Raw genomic sequence first — 24,845 nt, 5'->3', positions numbered from 1 at the left:
TTCGTGGGGTCCGGGCGCGGGTTGCGTAATGTCGTACTCATGAGTACGACAGGCGCGTCCGCCGATCCGCTCGCGGTCCTGGGCTCGTTGCCCGGTGTGCCGGAGTCCGTGGAGTCCGTGCGCAAGGCCGTGGACCGGGTCTACGGGCACCGGGTCATGCGTCGGCGCAGCACCGCGGTCACCTCCGAGGCGGCCCTGCGCGGTGCGCGCGGGTCGGCCGCGCTGTCCGGGGCCGACTGGGCGCTGGAGGAGGTGCGTCGGCGCAGCGACTTCGGCGTCGACGGTGAGGCGCGGGTCATGGGGGCCGCCCTGCGGCTGACGGCCGAGGCGGGCCAGTTGCTGTCCATCTGGCGGCAGTCGCCGCTGCGGGTGCTGGCACGACTGCACCTGATCGCCGCGGCGAGCGACGGCGACGACGTCGGACGTCCCCGGCAGGCCGGTGAAGCCGTCGACGAGCCCATGGTCGAGCTGCCCTTGCCCACGGCCGACGAGGTCGCCGGCCGGCTGGAGGGACTGTCCGAGCTGATCATCGCGGGCGGCTCCGCGCCCGCTCTGGTGACGGCCGCCGTCGTCCACGGAGAGCTCCTGGCTCTGCGGCCCTTCACCTCGTACAACGGCTTGGTCGCGAGGGCCGCCGAACGCATCGTCCTGGTCGGCAGCGGCCTCGATCCCAAGTCGGTGTGCCCGGCGGAGGTGGGTCACGCCGAGCTGGGGCGGGCCGCCTATCGTGCGGCTCTGGACGGCTATGCGTCGGGTACCCCCGACGGGATGGCGGGGTGGATCGCCCACTGCGGCAGGGCTGTCGAACTGGGCGCCCGGGAGTCGACGGCGGTGTGCGAGGCCCTGCAGCGCGGCGCGGCGTAGCCACCCACACGCGCGGGGCGCGCGGAAGCCACCCACACGCGTGGGGTGCGCCGACGTTCACGGCCATGGGGGTGCTCGGGCGTCGCTCTGCGCTCGAAGGCGTCGGCACCCTGCGGGGTGGCGTTCAGTCGGAGCGCGGGAGTGCGCGGCACGAGAAAAGCCCCCGTGCGGGGGCCCGGTGCATTGGCAGTCGAAAAGGGTTGCGGCGGTACGAGTCATCGTACCGCCGCTGGCATGCCCACCCGGTTACCAAGCGTCCTCGATGTATTGCCCATCAGGTCGGGAACTTTGCCCGTCACCTGGTGCGGCTGGCCCGTAATCGACGGGTCGACGTCGCGTGGGTGCCCGGTGGTCATGCGCGGTCCGTGGGGCCAAATGCGTTGTTAAGGTGATCCTCGCGGATGTCCTTGGTCTCGCGGGCCGTTAAGTCCTTTGTACTCCAGGTCCCGGACAAGCGGAAGTGCTGGCACCCGTTCTTTGCTTTTGCGTCCGAATGTGGGCTGAAGGTGCGCGGCGCGCGGACGGTGCCGGACGACGGTCGGCGAGCGCGTACGCGGCAAGGTCGGACGGGCGCACGCGGCCTCGGCGGACGCGCCTAGGCGGCTTCGGCATCGTCGGACAGTCGTGCGACCTGGGTCAGACGGTCGCCGCCCGCCGCCGGTTCGCGTACCAGACGAGGCCCGCCGTCGCGGCCGCCGCCCCTATCGCCGCCGCCGCGACGAGCGCCGGGCGGGGCGGGACGGAGAACGACGGAATCCGCTGCTTCAGGCGCACCGGCCGATGGAAGTCCAGGATCGGCCACCCGCGTGCCACGGCCTCGCGGCGCAGGGCCCGGTCGGGGTTCACGGCGTGCGGATGCCCCACCTCTTCCAGCATCGGCAGGTCGGTCGCCGAGTCGCTGTAGGCATAACAGCGCGAGAGGTCGTAACCCTCGGACTCAGCGAGTTCCCTCACGGCCTCCGCCTTCGTCGGGCCGTACGCGTAGTAGCCCACCTCGCCGGTGAAGCAGCCGTCCTCGCCGACGACCATGCGGGTGGCGACCACCCGGTCCGCGCCGAGCAGTTCGCCGATCGGCTCGACCACCTCGGCGCCCGACGTCGACACGATGACGACGTCGCGGCCGGCCGTGTGGTGCTCCTCGATCAGGGAGGCCGCTTCGTCGTAGATCAGCGGGTCGATCAGGTCATGAAGCGTCTCCGCGACGATCTCCTTCACCTGCTGCACGTTCCAGCCGCGGACGAGAGCGGACAGGTACTCGCGAGTCCGCTCCATCTGGTCGTGGTCCATACCGCCCACGAGGAACACGAACTGGGCGTATGCGGTCCGCAAGGCAGCCCGACGGTTGATCAGGCCGCCTTGGTAGAAGGACTTGCCGAAGGTGAGCGTGCTCGACTTCGCAATGACCGTCTTGTCCAGGTCAAAGAAGGCCGCTGTGCGGGGCAGGGAGTGGTTTTCCACAACCAAGAGCATAGGGGCAGCCCATTCGGCGTAAGGTGGGCGCGTGGGTTTGCCTGAGAGGCCTCTCGGGTACACCATGGAAGTCACGGATCGTTCGCGACCGTGCTAACCCGGTCCGGCTCCTCCCCCCCCGAGTCGGCCGTGGAGACGACCCCCGCTCTCCCCCCCGGCGGGGGTCGTCGCATGTCCGGGTGGGTTTTCCACCCTGTCCGCGAACGGTGCGTGGCGAAGAGGCGGCCTGTGGCCGCCTCTTTCGCATACCTACCCACGACTACCGTGAGTAGTCATCGGACTGCTCTGCGGAAGTCGCACACGAGATGGCGCAGGTCTCACCGGTTCGGGTGACAGCGCTATTCACAAGTGCCTACTCGTCCACAGTTATCCACCAAGATCCACACGATTTCCGGGTTCGCTGCACCGTGATTCCCGGACGTCCGCACGAGCCGACTTCACATGAACGGTTCCGTTTGGCGGCGTCCGCGGTCGGTTTCCGCCGGCCGTTCATATGGAGGCCGCGTGCCGGTTCTCCTCTCGTTCAGGAATCGCGGGGCCGCAGTGACTGGGCGACCCGCAGTGAAGGGGGTCGAAATCGTGACCGGAGCCGTCACACAAGATCTGCCGCCCACCGCCGGAGGGCGGCCCGGCAGGCCACTGATCGTCACGGAGGACGTGGACCTCCTCGACGACCTGCTGCGCCTGTGCGCCGCCGCCGGCGCCACACCGGAAGTGCACCACTCGGTGCCGGAACAGCGGGGCAGCTGGGAGAGCGCGCCACTCGTCCTGGTCGGTGACGACGTGGCTCGCCGCGTCCGATGGGCCGCCCGCCGTCGCGGAGTGGTCCTCGTCGGACGCGACCAGGACGACTCGGGGGTGTGGCAACGGGCCGTCGAGATCGGTGCCGACCACGTCCTGATGCTGCCTGACGGCGAACAGTGGCTCGTCGACCGCATCGCCGACGTGGCCGAGGGGGTCGGACGGCCCGCGCTCACCGTCGGGGTGATCGGCGGCCGGGGCGGCGCCGGAGCGTCCACGCTCGCGTGCGCCCTGGCCGTCACCTCCGCGCGTGAGGGACTGCGCACCCTCCTCGTGGACGCCGACCCGCTCGGCGGCGGACTCGACGTACTCCTCGGCGGTGAAAGCGCCGAAGGCCTGCGCTGGCCCGCGTTCGCCGCCTCCCGCGGCCGGGTCGGCGGTGGCGCGCTGGAGGAGTCGCTGCCCCGGCTGCACTCGCTGCGGGTGCTCAGCTGGGACCGGGGCGACTGCGTCGCCGTCGCACCCCAGGCCGTACGCGCGGTGCTCGCGGCAGCCCGGCGCCGGGGCGGCACCGTCGTCGTCGACCTGCCCCGCCGCATCGACGACGGCGTCGCCGAAGTGCTGGCCCAGCTCGACCTGGCGCTCCTCGTCGTCCCGGCCGAACTGCGGGCCATCGCCGCGGGCAGCCGCGTGGCCTCCGCCGTCGGCATGGTCGTGCGCGACCTGCGGGTCGCCGTCCGCGGCCCCTACGCGCCCGGACTCGACGACAACGAGGTGGCCGCACTGCTCGGGCTGCCCCTCGCCGGCGAGGTGCCCGTCGAGGCGGGGCTGCTGCGCCCTGACGGCGGCAAGGCGCCGCCGGGCGCGATCGCGCGCGGGCCCCTCGCCCGCTTCTGCAAGGAGTTCTGGGAGAAGGCGCTGACCGAGGCGGGGGCGGCATGAGCACGCCGTCCGGCCTCCGGCGGACGCGGGGCAGCACCGGGAGCCTGCTCGACGGCGTACGGCAGTGGCTCGCCGAGAGCGGGGCCGAACCGACTCCCGCGCGCGTGGCGCAGGCACTGCGGGAACAGGGGCGGGTCCTCGGGGACGCGGAAGTCCTGGGCGCGGCCGCGCAACTGCGGTCCGAACTGATCGGCAGCGGCCCGCTGGAACCACTGCTGGCAGATCCGTGGGTCACCGACGTGCTGGTCTCGGGCCCGGACCGGGTCTGGGTCGACCGGGGCGGGGGCCTCGAGCTGACCGGCGTCTCCTTCCCTGACGCGACCGCCGTGCGCCGCCTCGCACAGCGCCTGGCTGCCGTGGCCGGGCGGCGCCTGGACGATGCCCGGCCCTGGGTCGACGCACGCCTTCCCGACGGGACACGACTGCACGCCGTGCTCCCCCCGGTCGCCGTCGGCTGCACCTGCCTGTCGCTGCGGGTCGTACGGCCCCGCGCCTTCACGCTCGACGAACTGGTGGCCGCGGGCACGGTGCCCCCCGGCGGGGACCGCGTGCTGCGGGCCCTGGTGCGGGCGCGGCTGTCCTTCCTGATCAGCGGCGGCACCGGCAGCGGCAAGACGACCTTGCTGAGCGCCCTTCTCGGCATGGTCGGGCCGGGCGAGCGGATCGTGCTGGCGGAGGACTCGGCGGAGCTGCGCCCCGACCACCCGCACGTGGTGCGCCTGGAGACCAGACCCGCCAACCAGGAGGGAGCCGGACTCGTCACGCTGGAGGACCTGGTTCGCCAGGCCTTGAGGATGCGGCCGGACCGGCTCGCCGTGGGCGAGGTCCGCGGCCCCGAGGTCGTTCATCTACTCGCCGCCTTGAACACCGGCCACGAAGGCGGCTGCGGCACGGTCCACGCCAATGCCGCCGCGGACGTACCCGCCCGGCTGGAGGCGCTCGGGACCGCGGCCGGGCTCGACCGGGCCGCGCTGCACAGCCAGTTGGCGGCAGCTCTCTCGGTGGTCCTGCACCTGGTGCGCGACCCGGCCGGGCGGCGGCGGATCGACGAAGTGCACGTGCTGGAACGGGATCCGTCCGGCCTGGTGCGCACCGTCCCGGCGCTCCGGTGGCGGGCGGACGCCTTCGTCCACGAGCGGGGATGGGAGCGCCTCTACGAGCTGCTGCGAAGCCACGAGAACGACGGGAGCCGAGAGGCCGAGGAGAAGCACGAAACCGACGGGAGCGAAGGGGTGCAGGAGGAGCAGGAATTCGCACGGAGTCGAGAGGACGGAGGGATCAAGCACATCGCACAGGGCGCAGCGGCAGAGAGCGCAGAGATCGAAGAGATCGAAGAGGGCGCAGTGGTCCGGGAGATCGGGGAGAGCGGTGGGCGGGGAGGTCGGGATGGGTGAAATGCCGATGGCGGCGGCCGTGGCGTGCGCAGGGGCGGCGGCCTGGTTGCTGGGCGGACCGCACACCGGAGCCAGGCGCGCGCGGTTGCTCCTCGCCGGCGGCGCGTCGGTAGGCAGCCCGCCCCCGTCCTGGGAGCAGCTGAACCATGAGCTGCGACGACTGCGAGCGCGATGGCGCCCCGAGTGGTGGGCGCCGGTCGCCGGAGTGGTCCTGGCCGCGCTGGGCGGCTCCGTGCTGCCGGTCGTCGCGGGGGCGGCCGGGGTGCCGCTGCTGCGCAGGGCGCGGCGTGCGGCGGAGGAACGGCGGACACGGGAACGCCGGGGGGACGCGGTCATCGCGCTGTGCGCGGCACTCGCCGGGGAGGTCCTGGCCGGACGGCAGCCCGGAGAGGCGTTGCAGCGGGCCGCGCGCGAATCGGCGGGGCTCGGCGCGGCGCAACCGTCGGTGCTGGCGGCCGCCCGGTTCGGCGGAGACGTGCCCGACGCTCTCACCGTCGCCGCACGGCAGCCCGGGGCGGAAGGGCTGCTGGGACTCGCGGCGTGCTGGCGGGTGGCCGTGGACCGCGGCGCCGGCCTCGCGGCGGGACTCGATCGCCTTGAGGAGGCGCTGCGTGCGGAACGGGATCAACGAGCCGATCTACGGGCCCAGCTGTCCGGGCCCCGGGCCACGGTCGTGATGCTCGCCGGTCTGCCCGCCCTCGGCCTCCTGCTGGGCGCCACGCTCGGCGCGGACCCCCTGCATGTCCTGCTGCACAGCGGAGCGGGGCTGGGCTGTCTGCTCGTCGGCGGCGCGCTGGAGGCGACGGGCGCTTGGTGGGCCTTGCGCATCGTGCGCACTGCGGAGTCGACGTGACGGGCGGAGTGGGCGCAACTGCGAGAGGGACGCGATGTGGGACCGACGGTGCGGAAGGAGGCGGCGCGGCATGGGCGGAGAAGTTGTCCACAGGCTGGGGGTGACGGTGGTGATCGTGATGGCCCTCTGGTGGCTGGGACGCCGGCTGAAGGGCGTGAGCGACAGGCGCAGTGCGCGACGGCGCGTGGCTGAGGTGCTGGGACGGGAACGCCGGTCGGCAGGACGGTCGTTCACGGGAAGGGAGGCCGCGCTGCGGTGGCTTCCCGAGGTCTCGGTGGCGGGCGCCGGATGGCTCCTGGCCGGCGGCGTGAGCGGTCTCGTCCTGGGACTGGCGGCCGCGGTGGCGCTGGGGCGATGGCGTCGCAGGCAGTTGGCGTCGGCAGCGGTGAGCGATGCGGACGTCCGGCATGCCGCCCGGCAACTCCCTCTCGCCGCGGACTTGCTGGCGGCGTGCATCGCCGCGGGCGCGGGACCGGTGGTGGCGGCACAGGCGGTGGGGGAGGCGCTCGGCGGTCCCGTCGGGGAAGGGCTCGCGCGCGGAGCCGCCGAGGTCCGGCTGGGCGGTGAACCGGCGACCGCCTGGCGGAAGTTGTCCTCGATGCCGGGAGCTGCTCCGTTGGCGGCCCTGCTGGAGAGGGCCGATGTCTCCGGTCTGCCGGCGGCCGGGCCGGTCGCCCGCCTCGCCGCCGACACCCGCGCCGAGTGGGCGCGTGCCGCGACGGCGAGAGCCCGGCGTGCGGCGGTCATGGTCACCGCGCCCGTGGGGCTGTGCTTCCTGCCCGCCTTCATCGCGGTCGGCGTGCTCCCCATCGTGATCGGGCTCGCGGGCGGCGCGATGGGAGGGGGTGAGCCGTGACAGCCGGGTGAGCGACGCGACAGGAAAGAGCGAGAAACGCGCCTGTGGCGCGATGACGAGTGAACGACCTGACGACCAGAGAACAACTACTGGACCGAACCTCACGGGGGTTGAGATGTACAAGGCGGTACGGGCGCGGCTGTGCGCCCTGAAGTGCAGGGCGCGTGGGGCGCGCAAGGACGCGGGGATGGTGACGTCCGAGTACGCGATGGGGATCGTGGCCGCCGTCGGCTTCGCGGTGCTTCTCCATCAGGTGGTGACGAGCGAGGGCGTGTCCGCTCAACTGACGGCCCTGGTACGGCAGGCGCTCAGTGCGGGCGCGTGAGTGTGCGTCGGCGCCGGTGCGTGTGAACGTGCCGACGCCGGTGCCGGGATCACCGACAGCGGTGCCGGCGCTGGTACCGGTGCCTGTGCCGGCAGGAAGGCGGCCTCGGCTTCGGCTACGGCTTCGGAGGCGGCCGGGAGGAGGCGGGCCCGGGAGCGGAGGCCGCCGGGCGCTCGCCGGCGACGGGGGGTTCGTGACGGCGGAGGCCGCGGTCGTGCTGCCGGTCCTGGTGGCGTTCGCGTTGGCGCTGGTCTGGGGCTTGCTCGTGATGTCCGCCCAGATCAGGTGCGTGGACGCGGCCCGGGCCGGCGCCCGGGCCGCCGCCCGGCAGGATCCGGTCGACGCCGTTCTCGCGGTGGCACGGGCGACGGCGCCGCGCGGGGCGGATGTGACGGTCGGACGGGAAGGAGACCAGGTCCGCGTGGTGGTGGTGGCGAAGCCGCCCGTACTGCGAGGGCTGCCCTTCGAGGTGCGCGAGGAGGCCGTGGCGGCGGCAGAGGAGGCCCCGGCGACGGCGAACGACGACCTCGGGGGGACCCGAGGACCGTCCCCGGCGGCCGCGGCCGGGAGTTCCGCGGAGGGCGCAGCGAAGGCGGGCGGGGGCTCTGGCGCGGGCGCAGCGGGGACGGGCGTCGACTCCGGCGTGGGTACAGCGGGCCAGGGTGCCGGCTCCAGGGCGGGTCCGGGTGAGGCCCCGGGAGTGGCTGCCGTTACGGCTGGAGGTTCGGGCGCGGGGGCGGGGCCGTGAGCGCGCGGCGCTTCGGCCGGGGGCGGGGGGACGCGGATCGTGGCTCCGCCACGGTCTGGAGCATCGGGGCGATGGCGGTGCTGTGTGTGGTGTTCGGGGCCGTGCTCGCGCTCGGGCAGGCCGTAGCGGTCCGCCATCGTGCCGCGGGCGGTGCCGATCTCGCCGCGCTCGCCGCAGCCGAGCACTGGTCGGACGGTGTCGCGCAGGCCTGCGCCCGGGCCGAGCGGGTGGCACGGGCACAGGGTGCGCGGGTGGTGCGCTGCGCGGTCGTCCGTGACGTCTCCGATGTGACCGTGGCGTCCGGACGGGGGTTGTTCTCGGCCGAGATGAGGGCGCGAGCGGGCCCGCCGGATCCGGCGCTCCCCCCGGCCGCGTCGGCGCAGCTCGCTTTCGCCTCTCCTACGCCTCCGGCCCCGTCGCCGCCGTCGCCGTCGCTTCCGAGGTCCCGGCCGCTCCCGGAGTCCTGGATGCCTTCGAGGTCCTGGTCGGTCCCGAGGACACCGAAGTCGCCGACGACTCCGACGTCTCTTTCACCGACTGCTCCACAGTCCCCGGCGCCTCCTCCGCTTCCTTCGCTTCCTGTGCCGCCTCCGCCTCCTGCGCGGCCTGTGCTGCCCGCGCCTCCCGGGCCTCCTCCGACTTCTCCCCGGGAGCCTCCCGCAGGAGTTCCGTGAGGAGTCGTACCGCGCCCCTCTTGTGCAGCGGATCGTTGCCGTTGCCGCACTTGGGGGACTGGATGCAGGACGGGCAGCCGGCGTCGCACTCGCAGGAGGCGATCGCCTGGCGGGTGGCGGTCAGCCACGCGCGGGCCGTGTGGAAGGCGCGCTCGGAGAAGCCCGCGCCGCCGGGATGGCCGTCGTAGACGAAGACGGTCGGCAGCAGCGTGTCGGGGTGGAGGGGCACCGACACCCCGCCGATGTCCCAGCGGTCACAGGTCGCGAAGAGGGGCAGCATGCCGATCGAGGCGTGCTCGGCGGCGTGCAGGGCGCCGCCGAGGATCTCGGGGTTGATCCGGGCGGCGTCGAGCTGGTCCTCGGTGACCGTCCACCACACGGCGCGTGTGCGCAGCGTACGAGGAGGGAGGTCGAGCTTCGACTCGCCCAGGACTTCACCGGTGATGACCCGTCGGCGCAGGAAGGACACGACCTGGTTGGTGACTTCGACAGAGCCGTAGCACAACCGGCCCTGTCCCCAGGGGACTTCGACGTCGGTCTCCAGGACCGAGATCGAGGTCGTGTCGCGGGCGACCGTCGAGTAGGGCGGGTCGGCCTGCTCGACGAGGGCGACGGAGTCCTCCAGGTCCAGGGACCGCACGAGGTAGGTGCGGCCCTGGTGGAGGTGGACCGCGCCCTCGTGGACGGTGGTGTGGGAAGAGCCCGCGTCGACCGTGCCGAGAAGCCGGCCGGTGCCGGACTCGACGACCTGGACGGGCCGGCCGCCCCCGCCGCGGATGTCCGCGAGGTCGGCGGCCCGCTCCCGGCGGGTCCAGTGCCAGGCCCTGGTCCGGCGGCGCAGCAGCTTCGCGGCCTCCAGTTGCGGAAGCAGGGGCTCGGCCTCGGGGCCGAACAGGCCCAGGTCGTCCTCGGTCAGCGGGAGCTCCGCCGCCGCCGCGCACAGGTGCGGGGCGAGGACGTAGGGGTTGTCGGGGTCGAGGACGGTGGATTCCACCGGGCGGTCGAACAGGGCCTCCGGGTGGTGGACGAGGAAGGTGTCCAGGGGGTCGTCGCGGGCGATGAGGACGGCGAGCGCGCCTTGGCCGGCGCGGCCCGCCCGGCCGGCCTGCTGCCACAGGGAGGCGCGGGTGCCGGGGTAGCCGGCGATGAGGACGGCGTCGAGCCCGGAGACGTCGATGCCGAGTTCCAGGGCGGTGGTCGCGGCCAGGCCGAGGAGCTCGCCCGAGTGCAGGGCCTGCTCCAGGGCACGCCGTTCCTCGGGCAGGTAGCCGCCGCGGTAGGCCGCGACACGCCGGGCCAGCGAACGGTCGACCTCGGCGAGTCGTTCCTGCGCGATCACCGAGATCAGTTCGGCCCCGCGCCGGGAGCGGACGAAGGCGACGGTGCGCACGCCCTGGACGGCGAGGTCGGTCAGCAGATCGGCCGTCTCCGCGGTGGAGGTACGCCGGACGGGTGCACCTTTCTCGCCGACCATGTCGGTGAGCGGCGGCTCCCACAGGGCGAACACCAGTTCACCGCGCGGTGAGGCGTCGTCGGCGACCTCGACCACCGGGAGGCCGGTCAGGCGGCCCGCCGCGACGGCGGGGTCGGCGGCCGTCGCGGAGGCCAGCAGGAAGACGGGGGAGGCGCCGTAGCGGGCGCACAGGCGGCGCAGGCGGCGCAGCACCTGGGCGACGTGGGACCCGAACACGCCACGGTAGGTGTGGCACTCGTCGATCACGACGTACTTCAACGACTTGAGGAAGGAGGCCCAGCGGGGGTGGGACGGAAGTATGCCCCGGTGCAGCATGTCGGGGTTGGTGAGGACGTAGTTGGCGTACTGGCGGATCCACTCCCGTTCCTCGAACGGCGTGTCGCCGTCGTACACGGCCGGCCGAACGGCGTTGCCGAGAGGTTGTGAAAGTTCCTTCACCGAACGGCACTGGTCCGCTGCCAGGGCCTTCGTGGGGGCCAGGTACAGGGTGGTGGCCCCGCGGCCGTTGGGGGCCTCGGAGCCGTCCAGGAGGGTGGAGAGGACCGGTACGAGGTACGCCAGGGACTTGCCGGAGGCGGTGCCGGTGGCGACGACCACGCTGTCGCCGTCCAGGGCGTGCTCGGCGACCCGGGCCTGATGCGCCCAGGGGTGCTCGATGCCGCAGGCCTGCACGGCCGCGATCACCTCGGAGCGAATCCGGTCGGGCCAGACTGCATGGCGGCCCGCGCGCGGGGGCAAGTGCTCCGTATGAGTGATGCGCGACGCCCGGCTCGGTCCCGGGGCGAGCCGGTCCAGGACCTCGCCCGGAGACAGGCGGGGCGCGGCCTCGGACGAGGGTCGATCGGATCGGTGATTCTTGGCCATCGGCAACGAGTGTGTCACTGGCGTGACGGACAATGGAGCCAAGGCGTCGTGCACGCCTGCCGGTAAGTGATTGAATGCCATCGCGGCTGGCGTACCGTCCCGGGGGCTCCTGCCCAGGTGTTCCGAGGGACGACCGCTCGATAGCAAGGTGCTGGAGGATCCGTGGACCTGTCCCTGTCGACCCGTACCGTCGGCGATCGTACGGTCGTCGAGGTCGGTGGCGAAATCGACGTATATACCGCGCCCAAGTTGCGCGAGCAGCTGGTCGAGCTGGTGAACGACGGGAATTTCCACCTCGTCGTCGACATGGAGGGCGTGGACTTCCTCGACTCCACCGGGCTCGGCGTGCTGGTCGGCGGACTGAAGCGGGTGCGTGCCCATGAGGGCTCGCTCCGGCTGGTCTGCAACCAGGAGCGTATTTTGAAGATCTTCCGCATCACCGGTCTGACCAAGGTGTTCCCGATTCACACCTCGGTCGACGAAGCGGTCGCTGCCACCGACTGACCACCTCGTCCCGGGTCGCCGCTTGCGGCCCGGGCGCGGTCGGTCGACCAACGAAGGGGGTCCGGGCCGAGGCGGCCCGGCCCCCTGACAGCACGCCCGTAGTTCCGAGGGGGACGTATGGCCACCGTTGAACTCCGCTTCAGCGCGCTGCCCGAGCACGTCAGGACCGCCCGGCTGGTGGCGGCAGCGGTGGCGCGCAGGGCCGGAGTGGACGAGGCCGTCCTGGACGAGGTCAGACTCGCCGTCGGCGAGGCCTGTACCCGCGCCGTCGGACTGCACCAGAGCGTCGGCATCACCGCCCCCGTCAAGGTCCAGCTGATCGAGGAGGAGAAGCAGTTCTCCATCGAGGTCGGCGACGAGGCGCCCCGTTCGGCGCCCGGCGACCGCGCGCCCGGTTCCGGCGGGGACGTGGAGGCCGAGGAGGACGAGATGGGCCTCGCGGTCATCAGCGGCCTGGTCGACGACGTGGAGGTCACCGCCGGAGAGCACGGCGGCTGGATCCGCATGACCTGGCCTCGGGCCTCGGCGGCGGCCACACCCGTCTGAGCCGTCCACGCGGAGCACGCCGACCACACGGTCTTCTCACCCGAAGGGCCCCACTCAGGTGGGGCCCTTCGGCATGCGGTCCACTCAGGTGAGGTCTTTCCGCATACGGCCCCACCTGGTGGGCCTTCGCCGTGCGGGCCTCACTCGGTCGGGGCCTCCCGGTTCCGGTAGTCCGGCCCACCCCGGTGGGGTCCCCCGGCATGCGCGCACCGGGGGTCTCGGGCATGCTGACATTGGTCTCAAGAAGTGAATCATGGGACGCCGGGTCATGAGGTGGCGAAAATCGACCGCAATTCGTGAAGCAATTCACGATCAATGCCCTGAAGGCATTACTTGACGAAAAGGCGAATTTCGTTTCCCACGCTCTGTTTTGATCAGGTTCCGGTACCTACAATCCGTCCACATCTTGAGCTCAGCCCAAGCGTCAAGGAGGACGAATGGCGGGGCTTCACACCTCTCATCCGTTGGACCACCCCACAACTCTCGCAGCGGCGGAACTGACCGACGGCAATCGCCTGCTCGTGGTCGTCATCGCGGTCGTGGCGCTCGCCGCGCTCGTGGTCGCGGGCGTACTGCTGCGCCAGGTGCTCGCGGCCGGCGAGGGCACCGACAGCATGAAGAAGATCGCTGCGGCGGTCCAGGAAGGCGCCAACGCCTATCTGGCCCGGCAACTGCGCACGCTCGGCGTATTCGCCGTCGTCGTGTTCTTCCTGCTCATGCTGCTGCCCGCGGACGACTGGAATCAGCGGGCCGGCCGGTCGATCTTCTTCCTGATCGGCGCCGCGTTCTCGGCCGCCACCGGCTATATCGGCATGTGGCTCGCCGTACGCAGTAATGTGCGCGTCGCCGCGGCGGCCCGGGAAGCGACTCCGGGGGAAGGAGAACCCGAAAAGGATCTCACCGCCGTCTCGCACAAGGCCATGAAGATCGCCTTCCGCACGGGCGGCGTAGTCGGCATGTTCACAGTGGGGCTCGGCCTGCTCGGGGCCGCCTGCGTGGTGCTGGTGTACGCGGCCGACGCGCCGAAGGTCCTGGAGGGATTCGGTCTCGGCGCCGCCCTCATCGCCATGTTCATGAGGGTCGGCGGCGGTATCTTCACCAAGGCCGCCGACGTCGGCGCCGACCTGGTCGGCAAGGTGGAGCAGGGCATTCCGGAGGACGACCCGCGCAATGCCGCGACCATCGCCGACAACGTGGGCGACAACGTCGGCGACTGCGCCGGCATGGCGGCGGACCTCTTCGAGTCGTACGCCGTCACCCTGGTGGCCGCGCTGATCCTCGGCAAAGCGGCCTTCGGCGACGCCGGACTCGCCTTCCCGCTGCTCGTCCCCGCGATCGGCGTGCTCACGGCCATGGTCGGGATCTTCGCGGTCGCCCCGCGCCGCGCCGACCGCAGCGGCATGTCCGCGATCAACCGGGGTTTCTTCATCTCCGCGGTGATCTCGCTCGTGCTGGTCGCCGTGGCCGTCTTCGTCTACCTCCCCGGCACGTACGCGGACCTGGAGGGCGTCACCGACGCCGCTGTCCAGGGCAAGGACGGCGACCCCCGTGTGCTCGCCCTGGTCGCCGTGGCGATCGGCATCCTCCTGGCAGCGGTCATCCAGCAGCTGACCGGCTACTTCACCGAGACCTCCCGCCGCCCGGTGCGCGACATCGGCAAGTCGTCGCTGACCGGCCCCGCGACGGTCGTCCTGGCCGGCATCTCGGTCGGACTCGAATCGGCCGTCTACACCGCCCTGCTGATCGGCCTGAGCGTCTACGGGGCGTTCCTGCTCGGCGGCACGTCGATCATGCTGGCGCTTTTCGCGGTGGCGCTGGCCGGCACCGGGCTGCTCACCACGGTCGGCGTGATCGTGGCGATGGACACCTTCGGGCCGGTCTCCGACAACGCGCAGGGCATCGCCGAGATGTCCGGCGACGTCGAGGGCGCGGGCGCGCAGGTGCTCACCAACCTCGACGCCGTCGGCAACACGACCAAGGCCATCACCAAGGGCATCGCCATCGCCACCGCGGTCCTGGCCGCGTCGGCGCTCTTCGGGTCCTACCGGGACGCGATCACGACCGGCGCGCAGGACGTCGGCGAGGCGCTGTCCGGAGCGGGCACGCCGCTGACCCTGATGATGGACATCTCGCAGCCCAACAACCTCGTCGGCCTCATCGCGGGCGCCGCGGTCGTCTTCCTGTTCTCCGGGCTGGCGATCAACGCGGTCTCCCGGTCGGCCGGTTCCGTGGTGTTCGAGGTGCGGCGGCAGTTCCGCGAGCACCCCGGGATCATGGACTACAGCGAGGAACCGGAGTACGGCAAGGTCGTCGACATCTGCACCCGCGACGCCCTGCGCGAGCTGGCCACACCAGGATTGCTCGCCGTGCTGGCGCCCGTCTTCATCGGGTTCACCCTCGGCGTCGGGGCGCTGGGCGCGTTCCTGGCGGGCGCGATCGGCACCGGCACGCTGATGGCCGTCTTCCTGGCCAACTCCGGCGGCGCGTGGGACAACGCCAAGAAGCTGGTCGAGGACGGCCACCACGGCGGCAAGGGCAGTGAGGCGCACGCCGCGACGGTGATCGGCGACACGGTCGGCGACCCGTTCAAGGACACCGCCGGTCCGGCGATCAACCCGCTGCTGAAGGTGATGAACCTGGTGGCGCTGCTCATCGCGCCCGCCGTGATCAAGTTCAGTTACGGCGACGACAAGAGCATCGGCGTGCGGATCGTGATCGCGCTCGTCGCGCTGGCCGTCATCGTGGCCGCGGTCTACGTCTCCAAGCGGCGCGGGATCGCCGTGGGGGACGAGGACAACGCGGGGACGGCGGCCAAGTCGGCGGATCCCGCGGTGGTTTCGTAGACCTGCTCACCGATGCTCGGCCCAACGGGCGGGCGGGCGGCGCGGGTTGCCGCTCCGCCCGCCCGTTGTGCGGGACGTGTGACCATGCCGTGACCCTTCTCTCTCTTGGTGCAAATGGCTTTATTCATCTGCATAGCGGACATTCGTACTGGGGTTGTCGCCGGGTTGCCGTGTATGTTCCGGGGCCGAGAGCCATGGAAGGGACCAATCCGGTGAACAAGAAGCTCGCGGCCGCACTGTCCGGCGGTGCGGTACTGGTACTGGCGCTGTCCGGATGCAGCAGCGACGACGGCGGCAACAAGGAACTCGACGCCTGGGCCAAGCAGGTCTGCGACGCCCTGCCCGCACAGGACGCGAAGGTCGACGCGGCGAACGCCGCGATCAAGCAGGCCGCCACCGACAACAACGCGCCCGCGAACGTCCAGAAGACCGACTCGCAGGCCTTCCAGGACATGTCCGACGCCTACAACGCGCTCGCCCAGGCCGTGCAGAAGGCGGGAACGCCGCCCGGAGTCGAGGGCGGCGAGAAGAAACAGAAGGACGCCGTCTCCGCGCTCACCGCCCTGTCGACCTCCTACGCCGGCCTGAAGAAGCAGGTCGACGCGCTGGACACGAAGGACCAGGCGAAGTTCGCCGACGGCCTGCAGAACATCGCCACCGACCTCGGCAAGCTCAGCAAGAGCGGCAACACCGCGCTGAAGAACCTCGAAGAGGGCGACGTCAAGAACGCCATGGCCCAGCAGGAGAGCTGCAAGAAGGTCGCCGCGTCCGCCAAGGCGGGCGCCACCTCGAGCTGACAACCGCGTCGAGCTGACAACCGCACGGCCCGAACGGCCCCGACGGCCCGTGGGCATCCGGCGGCTTCCCGTGCCTCAGGGGGAAGCCGCCGCGGTGACGACGGGAGACAATGGGACGCGTGAGCAACGCCACCCCGTCCCCCCTGCCCTCGGCCGACCGTCCCGAGGTCGCCGCCCTGCTGCGCAAGGCCCTCATCGAGGCCTCCTTCACCGCGGACGGCCTCCTCGACCTGCTCGGCGCCCCCGCCTACGCGGCCCTCGCCCGCAGCGAGACCGTGCCCGCGCTGCGCGCGACCCGCGGGGACACGCCGCTGGAGACACTCGTCCGCCTGTTCCTGCTGCAACAGCCGGTGCCGCACGCGCGCGTGGCGGAGTTCCTGCCGGTGCACGCGTGCGTGGAGAGCGGCTGGCTGGCCCCTGCGGGCCCGGACGAGGTGGCCGCGACCGTCGACGTACGCCCCTACGGCGGCCCGGACGGCGAGGACTGGTTCATCGTGTCCGACCTGGGCTGCGCGGTGGGCGGCGCCGGCGGCAGCGCGAGCGGGGGGCGGCAGGCGGACGCGGCGGTCGTCCTGGGCGTGGGAGGCGCGTCGACGACCCTCGCCGGCATCACCGTGCGCAAGCCCGTCGCCGCCGCCCTCGACCTCGGGACCGGGTCAGGCATCCAGGCGCTGCACGCCGCCCAGCACGCCACGCGCGTGACGGCGACCGACCTCAACCCGCGCGCCCTGCACATCACCGCGCTCACCCTCGCCCTGTCCGCGGCCCCGGCCGCCGACCTGCGCGAGGGCTCCCTGTTCGAGCCGCTCCGCGACGACGAGACGTACGACTTGATCGTCTCGAACCCGCCGTTCGTGATCTCCCCCGGCGCCCGGCTGACCTACCGGGACGGCGGGATGGGCGGGGACGATCTGTGCCGCTCGGTCGTTCAGGGAGCGGGGCAACGACTGAACGACGGCGGATTCGCCCAGTTCCTCGCGAACTGGCAGCACGTGGAGGGGGAGGACTGGCAGGACAGGGTCAGGTCATGGGTGCCACGCGGCTGCGACGCGTGGATCGTGCAGCGTGAGGTGCAGGACGTCACCCAGTACGCGGAACTGTGGCTGCGCGACGCCGGCGACCACCGGGGCGACCAGGCCGCGTACCAGGCGCGATACGACGCCTGGCTGGACGAGTTCGAGGCGCGCAAGGTGAAGGCCGTCGGATTCGGCTGGATCACGCTGCGCAGGACGACGGCCGCGGAGCCCGTGATCACGGTGGAGGAGTGGCCCCACCCGGTCGAACAACCGCTCGGCGACACGGTCCTGGCGCACTTCGAGCGGCTCGACCACCTGCGCACGCACGACGACGCGGCACTCCTCGCCGGACACTTCCGGCTGGCCGCGGAGGTCGTCCAGGAGCAGGTCGGACTGCCGGGCGCCGAGGACCCGGAGCACGTCGTGCTGCGGCAGAACCGCGGCATGCGCCGGGCCACCAAGGTGGACACGGTCGGCGCCGGTTTCGCGGGCGTGTGCGACGGCACGCTGAGCGCCGGCCGGATCCTCGACGCCATCGCGCAACTGGTCGGCGAGGACCCGGTGCTGCTGCGGGACCGCACTCCGGCCCAGATCCGTCTGCTGGTGGAGCAGGGCTTCCTCGAACCCGCGCAGTGACCGCGGAGCCCGCCGGCGCCGGTCCTCCCGGCATCCGGCCCCGCCCGTGTCCCGGCGTTCACCCCGGGTTCGCCCGGGCGTCGTCCGCGCGTGCCAGGCTCCCCTGTCCGAGGCGGGTCCGAAGCCCGTCCGAGACGGGTAGGGAACCGGCCTCGCGGATCCGATGCGGGTCCGGAGCGGGTGTGAGCGGGAGAACGGGAGCGGGCCGGCATGGAGAGTGCGCCGACGATCTTCGCGGGGATGGCGTTCGTCCTGTTCGCGGGCGCGCTCCTGGTGTGGACCGCCGTCCGGGTCCGGCACCGCGAACCCGTGGCCCAGGATGTGAGCCCCGTCGCATCGGCGACCCTGGCCGGCCTCGCCGCGGTCGCCGCGCTGGTCCTCGGCGTGTGGTGCTTCGCACGCCTGTGACGCCGCCGGGGGATCATGCCCGGCCACGCCGCGATCACCGTGCGGACCACCGGCGGGGCCCGATCGCGGCACGTCCGCGAGGACGGCGCCGGATCCTCGTCCGGGCGGCGTGAGCGCGGTCCCGCCGATCTCCCGCAGACAAAGGGGACGACGGGTTCCGGCCGAACGGAAAAGGGCCGGTCGGTACTCCGGGCGGCAGGAATGGCGGTAGTCGGGTTACCGTTCGAGTGGCCGTTGCGGGCTTTTCCCGTTTGACACGGGGGCGGGATGTACCGTCACACTCCGCAGCGTCCCCATGACCCGACCCCGGGAGCAAGGCCTGGGGAGGCCCCAGCGTCGATCCGGAGAGAAGAGCGAAGTTGTCCCCGACCAGCGAGACCGCACACGGCGGCCGCCGACTCGTGATCGTCGAGTCGCCTGCCAAGGCGAAGACGATCAAGGGTTATCTCGGCCCCGGCTACATCGTCGAGGCCAGCGTCGGGCACATCCGCGACCTTCCCAACGGCGCCGCGGAGGTGCCGGACCAGTACACGGGCGAGGTGCGCCGCCTCGGTGTGGACGTCGAACACGACTTCCAGCCGATCTATGTCGTCAACGCCGACAAGAGGGCGCAGGTCAAGAAGCTCAAGGACCTCCTCAAGGAGTCCGACGAACTCTTCCTCGCCACCGATGAGGACCGGGAGGGCGAGGCGATCGCCTGGCACCTCCAGGAAGTCCTCAAGCCGAAGATCCCCGTCAAGCGGATGGTCTTCCACGAGATCACCAAGGACGCGATCCGGGCCGCCGTCGCCAACCCGCGCCAGCTCAACCAGAAGCTCGTCGACGCCCAGGAGACCCGCCGCATCCTCGACCGCCTCTACGGCTACGAGGTCTCGCCGGTCCTGTGGAAGAAGGTCATGCCGCGCCTGTCGGCCGGCCGTGTCCAGTCCGTCGCCACCCGTCTCGTCGTCGAGAGGGAACGTGAGCGCATCGCGTTTCGTTCTGCTGAGTACTGGGACCTGACGGGCACCTTCGCGACCGGCCGCGCGGGAGACTCGTCGGACCCGTCGTCGCTGGTCGCCCGCCTGCAGGCCGTCGACGGCAGGCGCGTCGCGCAGGGCCGCGACTTCGACTCCCTGGGACAACTCAAGAGCGCGAACACCCTCCACCTCGACGAGGCGAACGCCCGCGCCCTGGCCGCCGCCCTGGAGAACACGCGGTTCGCCGTGCGCTCCGTCGAGTCCAAGCCGTACCGGCGCTCGCCGTACGCCCCGTTCCGTACGACGACGCTGCAGCAGGAGGCCAGCCGCAAGCTCGGCTTCGGCGCCAAGGCCACCATGCAGGTCGCGCAGAAGCTGTACGAGAACGGCTTCATCACGTACATGCGAACCGACTCCACGACGCTGAGCGACACCGCCGTGTCCGCGGCTCGTGCCCAGGTCACGCAGCTGTACGGGGCCGACTACCTGCCGGCACAGCCGCGCACGTACGCCGGGAAGGTCAAGAACGCGCAGGAGGCGCACGAGGCGATCCGCCCCTCCGGCGACCGTTTCCGCACGCCTGCCGAGACGGGCCTCAGCGGCGACCAGTTCAGGCTCTACGAGCTGATCTGGAAGCGCACGGTCGCCTCCCAGATGAAGGACGCCACCGGCAACAGCGTGACGGTGAAGATCGCCGGCACGGCGGCCGACGGCCGGGACGCCGAATTCAGCGCCTCCGGCAAGACCATCACCTTCCACGGCTTCCTGAAGGCGTACGTCGAGGGCGCCGACGACCCGAACGCCGAGCTGGACGACCGCGAGCGCCGCCTGCCCCAGGTGAACGAGGGCGACGCCCTCTCCGCCGAGGAGATCACGGTCGACGGGCACGCCACGAAGCCCCCGGCCCGCTACACCGAGGCCAGCCTCGTCAAGGAGCTCGAAGAGCGCGAGATCGGCCGCCCGTCGACGTACGCGTCGATCATCGGCACGATCCTCGACCGCGGCTACGTCTTCAAGAAGGGCACGGCACTCGTCCCGTCCTTCCTGTCGTTCGCCGTGGTCAACCTGCTGGAGAAGCACTTCGGCCGGCTCGTCGACTACGACTTCACCGCCAGGATGGAGGACGACCTCGACCGCATCGCCCGCGGTGAGGCGCGTGCCGTCCCGTGGCTGAAGCGGTTCTACTTCGGCGAGGGGACCGGCACGGTCGAGGGCGGCGCCGCCGACGCCGGCAACGGCGACGGCGACCACCTCGGCGGCCTCAAGGAGCTGGTGACCGACCTCGGCGCGATCGACGCGCGCGAAGTGTCCTCGTTCCCCGTGGGCGACGGCATCGTGCTGCGCGTGGGCCGCTACGGCCCCTACATCGAGCGCGGCGAGAAGGACTCCGAAGGCCACCAGCGCGCGGACATCCCCGAGGACCTCGCGCCCGACGAGCTGTCCGTCGAGCTCGCCGAGGAACTGCTCGCCAAGCCGAGCGGCGACTTCGAGCTGGGCGCCGACCCGGAGTCCGGCCACCAGATCATCGCCAGGGACGGCCGCTACGGCCCGTACGTCACCGAGGTGCTCCCCGAAGGCACGCCGAAGACCGGCAAGAACGCCGTGAAGCCGCGCACGGCCTCGCTGTTCAAGTCGATGTCCCTGGACACGGTGACGCTGGCGGACGCCCTCAAGCTGATGTCGCTGCCGCGTGTCGTCGGCACGGACGCCGAGGGCGTGGAGATCACCGCGCAGAACGGCCGCTACGGCCCGTACCTGAAGAAGGGCACGGACTCGCGCTCGCTGCAGACCGAGGACCAGCTCTTCACGATCACGCTCGAAGAGGCGCTGGAGATCTACTCCCAGCCCAAGCAGCGCGGCCGGGCCGCCGCCAAGCCGCCGCTGAAGGAGCTGGGCACCGACCCGGTCAGCGAGAAGCCGGTCGTGGTCAAGGACGGCCGCTTCGGGCCGTACGTGACCGACGGGGAGACCAACGCGACCCTGCGCTCCGGCGACAGCGTCGAGGAGATCACCCCGGAGCGCGGCTACGAGCTGCTCGCCGAGAAGCGCGCCAAGGCGCCCGCCAAGAAGACGGCCAAGAAGGCGCCCGCGAAGAAGGCGACGGCCAAGAAGGCGTCCCCGGCGAAGAAGACGGCCGCCAAGAAGACCACCGCGAAGACGACGACGGCCGCCAAGAAGACGACCACCGTCAAGAAGACGACCGCGAAGAAGGCGACGGCCTCCCCGTCGACCTCCTCGGAGGACTGACGGCCCGACGGGTCCCAGGACCGGTCACCGTTTCTCCACGGCAGGTTCGCGAAACCAACGCCCCGGCATCACTTTGGTGTCGGGGCGGTCGTACGTGCGGACGCGGGCCCCGGGGTGTCAGCCGCGGCCGATAGGCTGAAAGCATGACGCGAGCCGAGCAGCCAACGGCCCACCACCCGGCCCCGGACGACGCCCTGGTGGCCGACTCCCGCGAGCGCGCCGTGCGCGCCCTGCTGCGCGAACCGCAGCTCAAGCGCCTCTGGAGCGCGCAGTTGGTGGGCGGAGTCGCAGACGCTCTCGCCCTCCTGGTCTTCGTCCTCCTCGTCCTCCAGGCGGCCATCGCCGAAGGCTCCTTCGGCGGCGGCTACCGAGGCGTGGCGTTCGCAGTGGCGATCGTCTTCGGGGTGCGGATCCTGGCCACCCTCCTCTTCGGCGCGGTCCTGCTGGGCCCGCTGACGGCGCTGACGGCCCCCGAAGGCCCACTCGACCGCCGGTGGACCATGGTCGGTGCGGACGGACTGCGCGCCCTGCTGCTGATCGTCGCCCCCCTGTGGATCGACTGGACGCCCGACGACGCACTCGCCCTGCTGCTCGTCACGGTCTTCGTGACGGGCGTCGCCGAACGTTTCTGGACGGTCGCCCGCGAGAGTGCGGCGCCCGCCCTGCTGCCCGCCCCGCCCCCGGAGGGCGCGACCGTACGACCGCTGCCCGACCACATGGACGCCCTGCGCCGCCTCTCGCTGCGCACCGGCTTCCTGACCATCCCGCTCGGCGCGGCCACCCTGGTGGTCGCCGCCCTGTTCAACAACCTTCTGGGCACCGGGATCGCCTGGTTCGACCAGCACCAGGCGGCCCTCGCCTCGTACGTCGCCGGCGGGCTCTTCGCCGGATGCCTGTCGATCGTGACCTTCCTGGAGCTGCCGGCCGTGCGCACCCCGCGCCCGCGGTCGCCGCTCGAAGGCCTGCGCCGCCCCCGCACCGCCACCGGTGTCGACTCGGGCCGCACGGGCGTGATCCCGCTGCTGGTGCTCGCCTGCGCCGCCGTCGCGGGCGCGATCTCCGCGTCCGTCGCCGTGGCCGTCCTGCACGCCAAGGACCTGGGCGGCGGCCCGGTGCTCTACGGACTCCTCGTGCTCGGGCTGACCGGCGGAGTCGTCGTCGGCGTCCGCACGGCGCCCAAGGTGCTGGTGTCGCTGTCGCGGCGCCGCCTGCTCGCGCTCGCCATCGCCTTCACCGGCTTGGCGCTCCTCGCCGCCGGACTCGTCCCGGACGTCACCAGCGTGCTGCTGGTCGTGGTCCTCGCGGGCGTCGGCGCGGGCGTCGCCGCCAACACCGGGCACGCCCTTCTCGACCAGGAGACCGAGGACCACCGCCGCACGCGCACGACCGAGCACCTGCACGCCGTCGTACGGGTCCTCGTGGCCCTGGGCGCGGTGCTCGCCCCGCTGGTCGCGGCGCTCATCGGGCCGCACCGGCTGGAGAACGGCAAGTTCGTCTTCGCGCACGGCGGGGCGGCCTTCACGCTGATGCTGGTCGGCGCCCTGCTGCTCCCGGTGGCCGCCCTGGTCCTCGCCAAGGTCGACGACCGCTCCGGCGTCCCCCTCAGGAAGGACCTGCGGGACGCACTGATGGGCGGCGACGACCCGGTGACGGCGCCCGCCGCGAACGGCTTCTTCATCGCCCTGGAGGGCGGCGACGGCGCCGGCAAGTCCACCCAGGCCGAGGCGCTCGCCGAGTGGATCAGGGCCAAGGGCCACGAGGTCGTCCTCACGCGTGAGCCGGGGGCCACGCCCGTCGGCAAGCGGCTGCGCTCGATCCTGCTGGACGTCTCCAGCGCCGGCCTCTCGCACCGCGCGGAAGCCCTGCTGTACGCGGCGGACCGCGCCGAGCACGTCGACACGGTCGTGCGGCCCGCCCTGGAGCGCGGCGCCGTGGTGATCACCGACCGGTACGTCGACTCGTCCGTGGCTTACCAGGGCGCGGGCCGCGACCTGTCCCCGACCGAGATCGCACGGATCTCGCGCTGGGCGACGGACGGACTGGTGCCCCACCTGACGGTCCTGCTGGACGTCTCCCCGGAGGCCGCCCGCGAGCGGTTCACGGAGGCCCCCGACCGTCTGGAGTCGGAGCCCGCGGAGTTCCACGCGCGCGTGCGCGCCGGTTTCCTCACGCTCGCCGCCGCCGACCCCGGCCGCTACCTCGTCGTCGACGCGGCGCAGGAGCCCGAGGCCGTCACCACCGTCGTCCGGCACCGGCTCGACCAGCTGCTGCCCCTGTCCGAGGCCGAGATCAAGGCCCAGGAGGAGGCGCGCAGGAAGGCCGAGGAGGAGGCCCGCCGCAAGGCCGAGGAAGAGGCGGCCCGCAAGGCCGAGGAGGAGCGCCTGGAGCGTGAGCGCCAGGAGCAGCTCGCCAAGCTGCGCGCCGAGGAGGAGGAGCGCAAGCGGCGCGAGCTGGAGGAGGCGCAGCGGCGCGAGGCCGAACGGCAGGCAGAAGAGGCGCGGCTGCGGGCCGAGGAGGCACGCAAGCGCGCCGAGGAGGAGCGGGCCCGTCTCCTCGCGGAGGAGAAGGCCCGCGCCGAGGAGGAGACCCGCCGAAAGGCGGAGGAGGAACGCCGGCGCAAGCAGGCCGAGGAAGAGGCCCGGCTGCGCGCCGAGGCCGAGAGCCGTCGGCTGGAGAAGCAGCGCAAGGCCGAGGAGGCGCTGCTGCGGGCCGAGGAGGCACGGCGAGCGGCGGAGCAGGCGGCCGCCGCCGCGCAGGTCGGCCCGAAGCCGGCGCGTTCCGCTCCGCCCGCGGGGCCGGCGGTCCCGCCGGAGGCGGCGACCGTGCCCACGCCGGTCGTCACGCCGACGAACGCGTCGGGCGGCCCGGTGGACGAGACGGCGGTGCTGCCGCCGGTCCCGTCGGACCGGACGGACCGGACGGACAAGGAGCCCGAGCGGCCCTCCCGCCCGTCCGCCGGGTCCTCCGCGAAGCGGTCACCCGCCGGGGGAAGGGACGCCGGGGTGACGGACGCGGAGGTCACGGCCGAGCTGCCGCAGCCGCCGCGGCCCGCGCCGGCCGTTCCCACGGACGACGAGACGGCGGTCCTGCCTCCGGTGCGCGGCGGGCAGGGCCGGAGCGGCCCGACCGACCGGCGCCTGCCCGGTCCCGAGGAGGAGACGGCCGTCCTGCCTCCGGTGCGGGACGACAGCCCCTCGGACCGGGTCCCGCCGGGCTACTTCCGCGACGAGCGCGACGACCGAGACGCCCGCGACGCGCGGGGCGGAGTCCGGCCGGACGGCACCGACGACCGCACCCGTGAGCTCCCGCAGCTCGACGAGGAGGGCGAGCCCCGGCACCGGCCGCGTCCGGACTGGGCCGAGGAGACCCCGCTCGACGATCTGCCGACCCTCGCGGACGAACTCCTGGGACCGCACCGGGACGACGACGGACCCTCCGAGGGCCGGGGCGGCCGGGGCCGGCGCCGCTGAACACGCCCCACTCCGCTGAACGCGCCCGCCGCTGAGGCGAGGAGGAGCGGCCCGACGACCGGGCCGCTCGCGCCTGAACCCGGCGGCTTGGCGGCCCTCCGTGGCCGAGGCCGGCGGGATGGCCGAGGCTGACGGGACTGACCGGACCGACGGGACTGGCGGGACTGGCGGACCCGATTGTCAGTGGCTGACCGCACAATGGAAGCCACGGAGC

At 72.4% G+C, this 24,845-nt stretch carries 16 protein-coding genes and 2 pseudogenes; 16 read left to right on the top strand and 2 right to left on the bottom strand.

Annotated elements, in window-relative coordinates:
• Positions 1-39: 39 nt before the first annotated feature.
• A complete protein-coding gene (locus ACGFSH_RS11305; protein ID WP_393347206.1) occupies positions 40-864 on the top strand; it encodes an oxidoreductase in 825 nt (274 codons plus the stop codon).
• A 636-nt stretch (positions 865-1,500) separates the two neighbouring features.
• Here ACGFSH_RS11305 and ACGFSH_RS11300 read toward each other — a convergent pair.
• Positions 1,501-2,334: an HAD family hydrolase gene (locus ACGFSH_RS11300; RefSeq protein WP_329412255.1), complete on the bottom strand. Its 834-nt coding sequence runs from the start codon at positions 2,332-2,334 to the stop codon at positions 1,501-1,503.
• 579 nt (positions 2,335-2,913) lie between these two features.
• Here ACGFSH_RS11300 and ssd point away from each other — a divergent pair.
• From ssd to ACGFSH_RS11265, 7 genes and pseudogenes are all read left to right on the top strand, one after another.
• Complete coding sequence (ssd, locus tag ACGFSH_RS11295) at positions 2,914-4,017, top strand: septum site-determining protein Ssd (protein WP_393347204.1); 1,104 nt, start codon at positions 2,914-2,916, stop codon at positions 4,015-4,017.
• Positions 4,014-5,411, top strand: a complete 1,398-nt coding sequence (locus tag ACGFSH_RS11290) for a TadA family conjugal transfer-associated ATPase (protein WP_393347202.1) — start codon at positions 4,014-4,016, stop codon at positions 5,409-5,411. Before ssd ends, ACGFSH_RS11290 begins: the two co-directional genes overlap by 4 nt.
• 1 nt (position 5,412) lies before the next feature.
• Positions 5,413-6,264, top strand: coding sequence for a type II secretion system F family protein (locus ACGFSH_RS11285; RefSeq protein WP_393348090.1), 852 nt, complete (start codon positions 5,413-5,415; stop codon positions 6,262-6,264).
• Between the two features lie 70 nt (positions 6,265-6,334).
• Entirely contained in the window at positions 6,335-7,120 is a 786-nt protein-coding gene (locus ACGFSH_RS11280; protein WP_393347201.1) for a type II secretion system F family protein, read from the top strand.
• Between the two features lie 115 nt (positions 7,121-7,235).
• Complete coding sequence (locus ACGFSH_RS11275; RefSeq protein ID WP_393347199.1) at positions 7,236-7,445, top strand: DUF4244 domain-containing protein; 210 nt, start codon at positions 7,236-7,238, stop codon at positions 7,443-7,445.
• A 193-nt stretch (positions 7,446-7,638) separates the two neighbouring features.
• Positions 7,639-7,947 (top strand): annotated as a pseudogene (locus ACGFSH_RS11270) (TadE family type IV pilus minor pilin); the annotation flags it as partial.
• A gap of 242 nt (positions 7,948-8,189) precedes the next feature.
• A pseudogene (locus tag ACGFSH_RS11265) lies at positions 8,190-8,528 on the top strand (Rv3654c family TadE-like protein); the annotation flags it as partial.
• 64 nt (positions 8,529-8,592) lie between these two features.
• Here ACGFSH_RS11265 and ACGFSH_RS11260 read toward each other — a convergent pair.
• Positions 8,593-11,286 carry a DEAD/DEAH box helicase gene (locus ACGFSH_RS11260; protein ID WP_393347197.1) on the bottom strand — a complete coding sequence of 898 codons (2,694 nt, stop codon included), beginning with the start codon at positions 11,284-11,286 and terminating at the stop codon, positions 8,593-8,595.
• 81 nt (positions 11,287-11,367) lie between these two features.
• On the opposite strand from ACGFSH_RS11260, the gene bldG reads away from it, so the two are divergent.
• From bldG to tmk, 8 genes are all read left to right on the top strand, one after another.
• On the top strand, positions 11,368-11,709 hold the full coding sequence (gene bldG / locus ACGFSH_RS11255; RefSeq protein ID WP_009189842.1) for an anti-sigma factor antagonist BldG: 342 nt from the start codon (positions 11,368-11,370) through the stop codon (positions 11,707-11,709).
• A 117-nt stretch (positions 11,710-11,826) separates the two neighbouring features.
• A complete protein-coding gene (locus ACGFSH_RS11250; protein ID WP_393347195.1) occupies positions 11,827-12,255 on the top strand; it encodes an ATP-binding protein in 429 nt (142 codons plus the stop codon).
• A gap of 437 nt (positions 12,256-12,692) precedes the next feature.
• On the top strand, positions 12,693-15,098 hold the full coding sequence (locus ACGFSH_RS11245) for a sodium-translocating pyrophosphatase (RefSeq protein WP_393347193.1): 2,406 nt from the start codon (positions 12,693-12,695) through the stop codon (positions 15,096-15,098).
• A gap of 194 nt (positions 15,099-15,292) precedes the next feature.
• The gene (locus ACGFSH_RS11240) at positions 15,293-15,895 is read left to right on the top strand and encodes a small secreted protein (protein ID WP_329412270.1); all 603 of its coding nucleotides are present in this window, start codon (positions 15,293-15,295) and stop codon (positions 15,893-15,895) included.
• 110 nt (positions 15,896-16,005) lie between these two features.
• A complete protein-coding gene (locus ACGFSH_RS11235; protein ID WP_393347192.1) occupies positions 16,006-17,547 on the top strand; it encodes a methyltransferase in 1,542 nt (513 codons plus the stop codon).
• A gap of 210 nt (positions 17,548-17,757) precedes the next feature.
• A complete protein-coding gene (locus ACGFSH_RS11230) occupies positions 17,758-17,955 on the top strand; it encodes a hypothetical protein (protein ID WP_393347190.1) in 198 nt (65 codons plus the stop codon).
• A 359-nt stretch (positions 17,956-18,314) separates the two neighbouring features.
• Positions 18,315-21,161 (top strand): type I DNA topoisomerase, encoded by a 2,847-nt coding sequence (gene topA / locus ACGFSH_RS11225; RefSeq protein ID WP_393347188.1) that lies wholly within the window; start codon positions 18,315-18,317, stop codon positions 21,159-21,161.
• A 143-nt stretch (positions 21,162-21,304) separates the two neighbouring features.
• Positions 21,305-24,631: a dTMP kinase gene (gene tmk / locus ACGFSH_RS11220; RefSeq protein ID WP_393347187.1), complete on the top strand. Its 3,327-nt coding sequence runs from the start codon at positions 21,305-21,307 to the stop codon at positions 24,629-24,631.
• Positions 24,632-24,845 lie beyond the last annotated feature (214 nt).

It is taken from the genome of Streptomyces sp. NPDC048481 (assembly GCF_043200075.1).
Taxonomy (GTDB): domain Bacteria; phylum Actinomycetota; class Actinomycetes; order Streptomycetales; family Streptomycetaceae; genus Streptomyces.
Note: the sequence above shows the minus strand (reverse complement) of the source record. Positions and strands in the feature narration are given on the sequence as shown.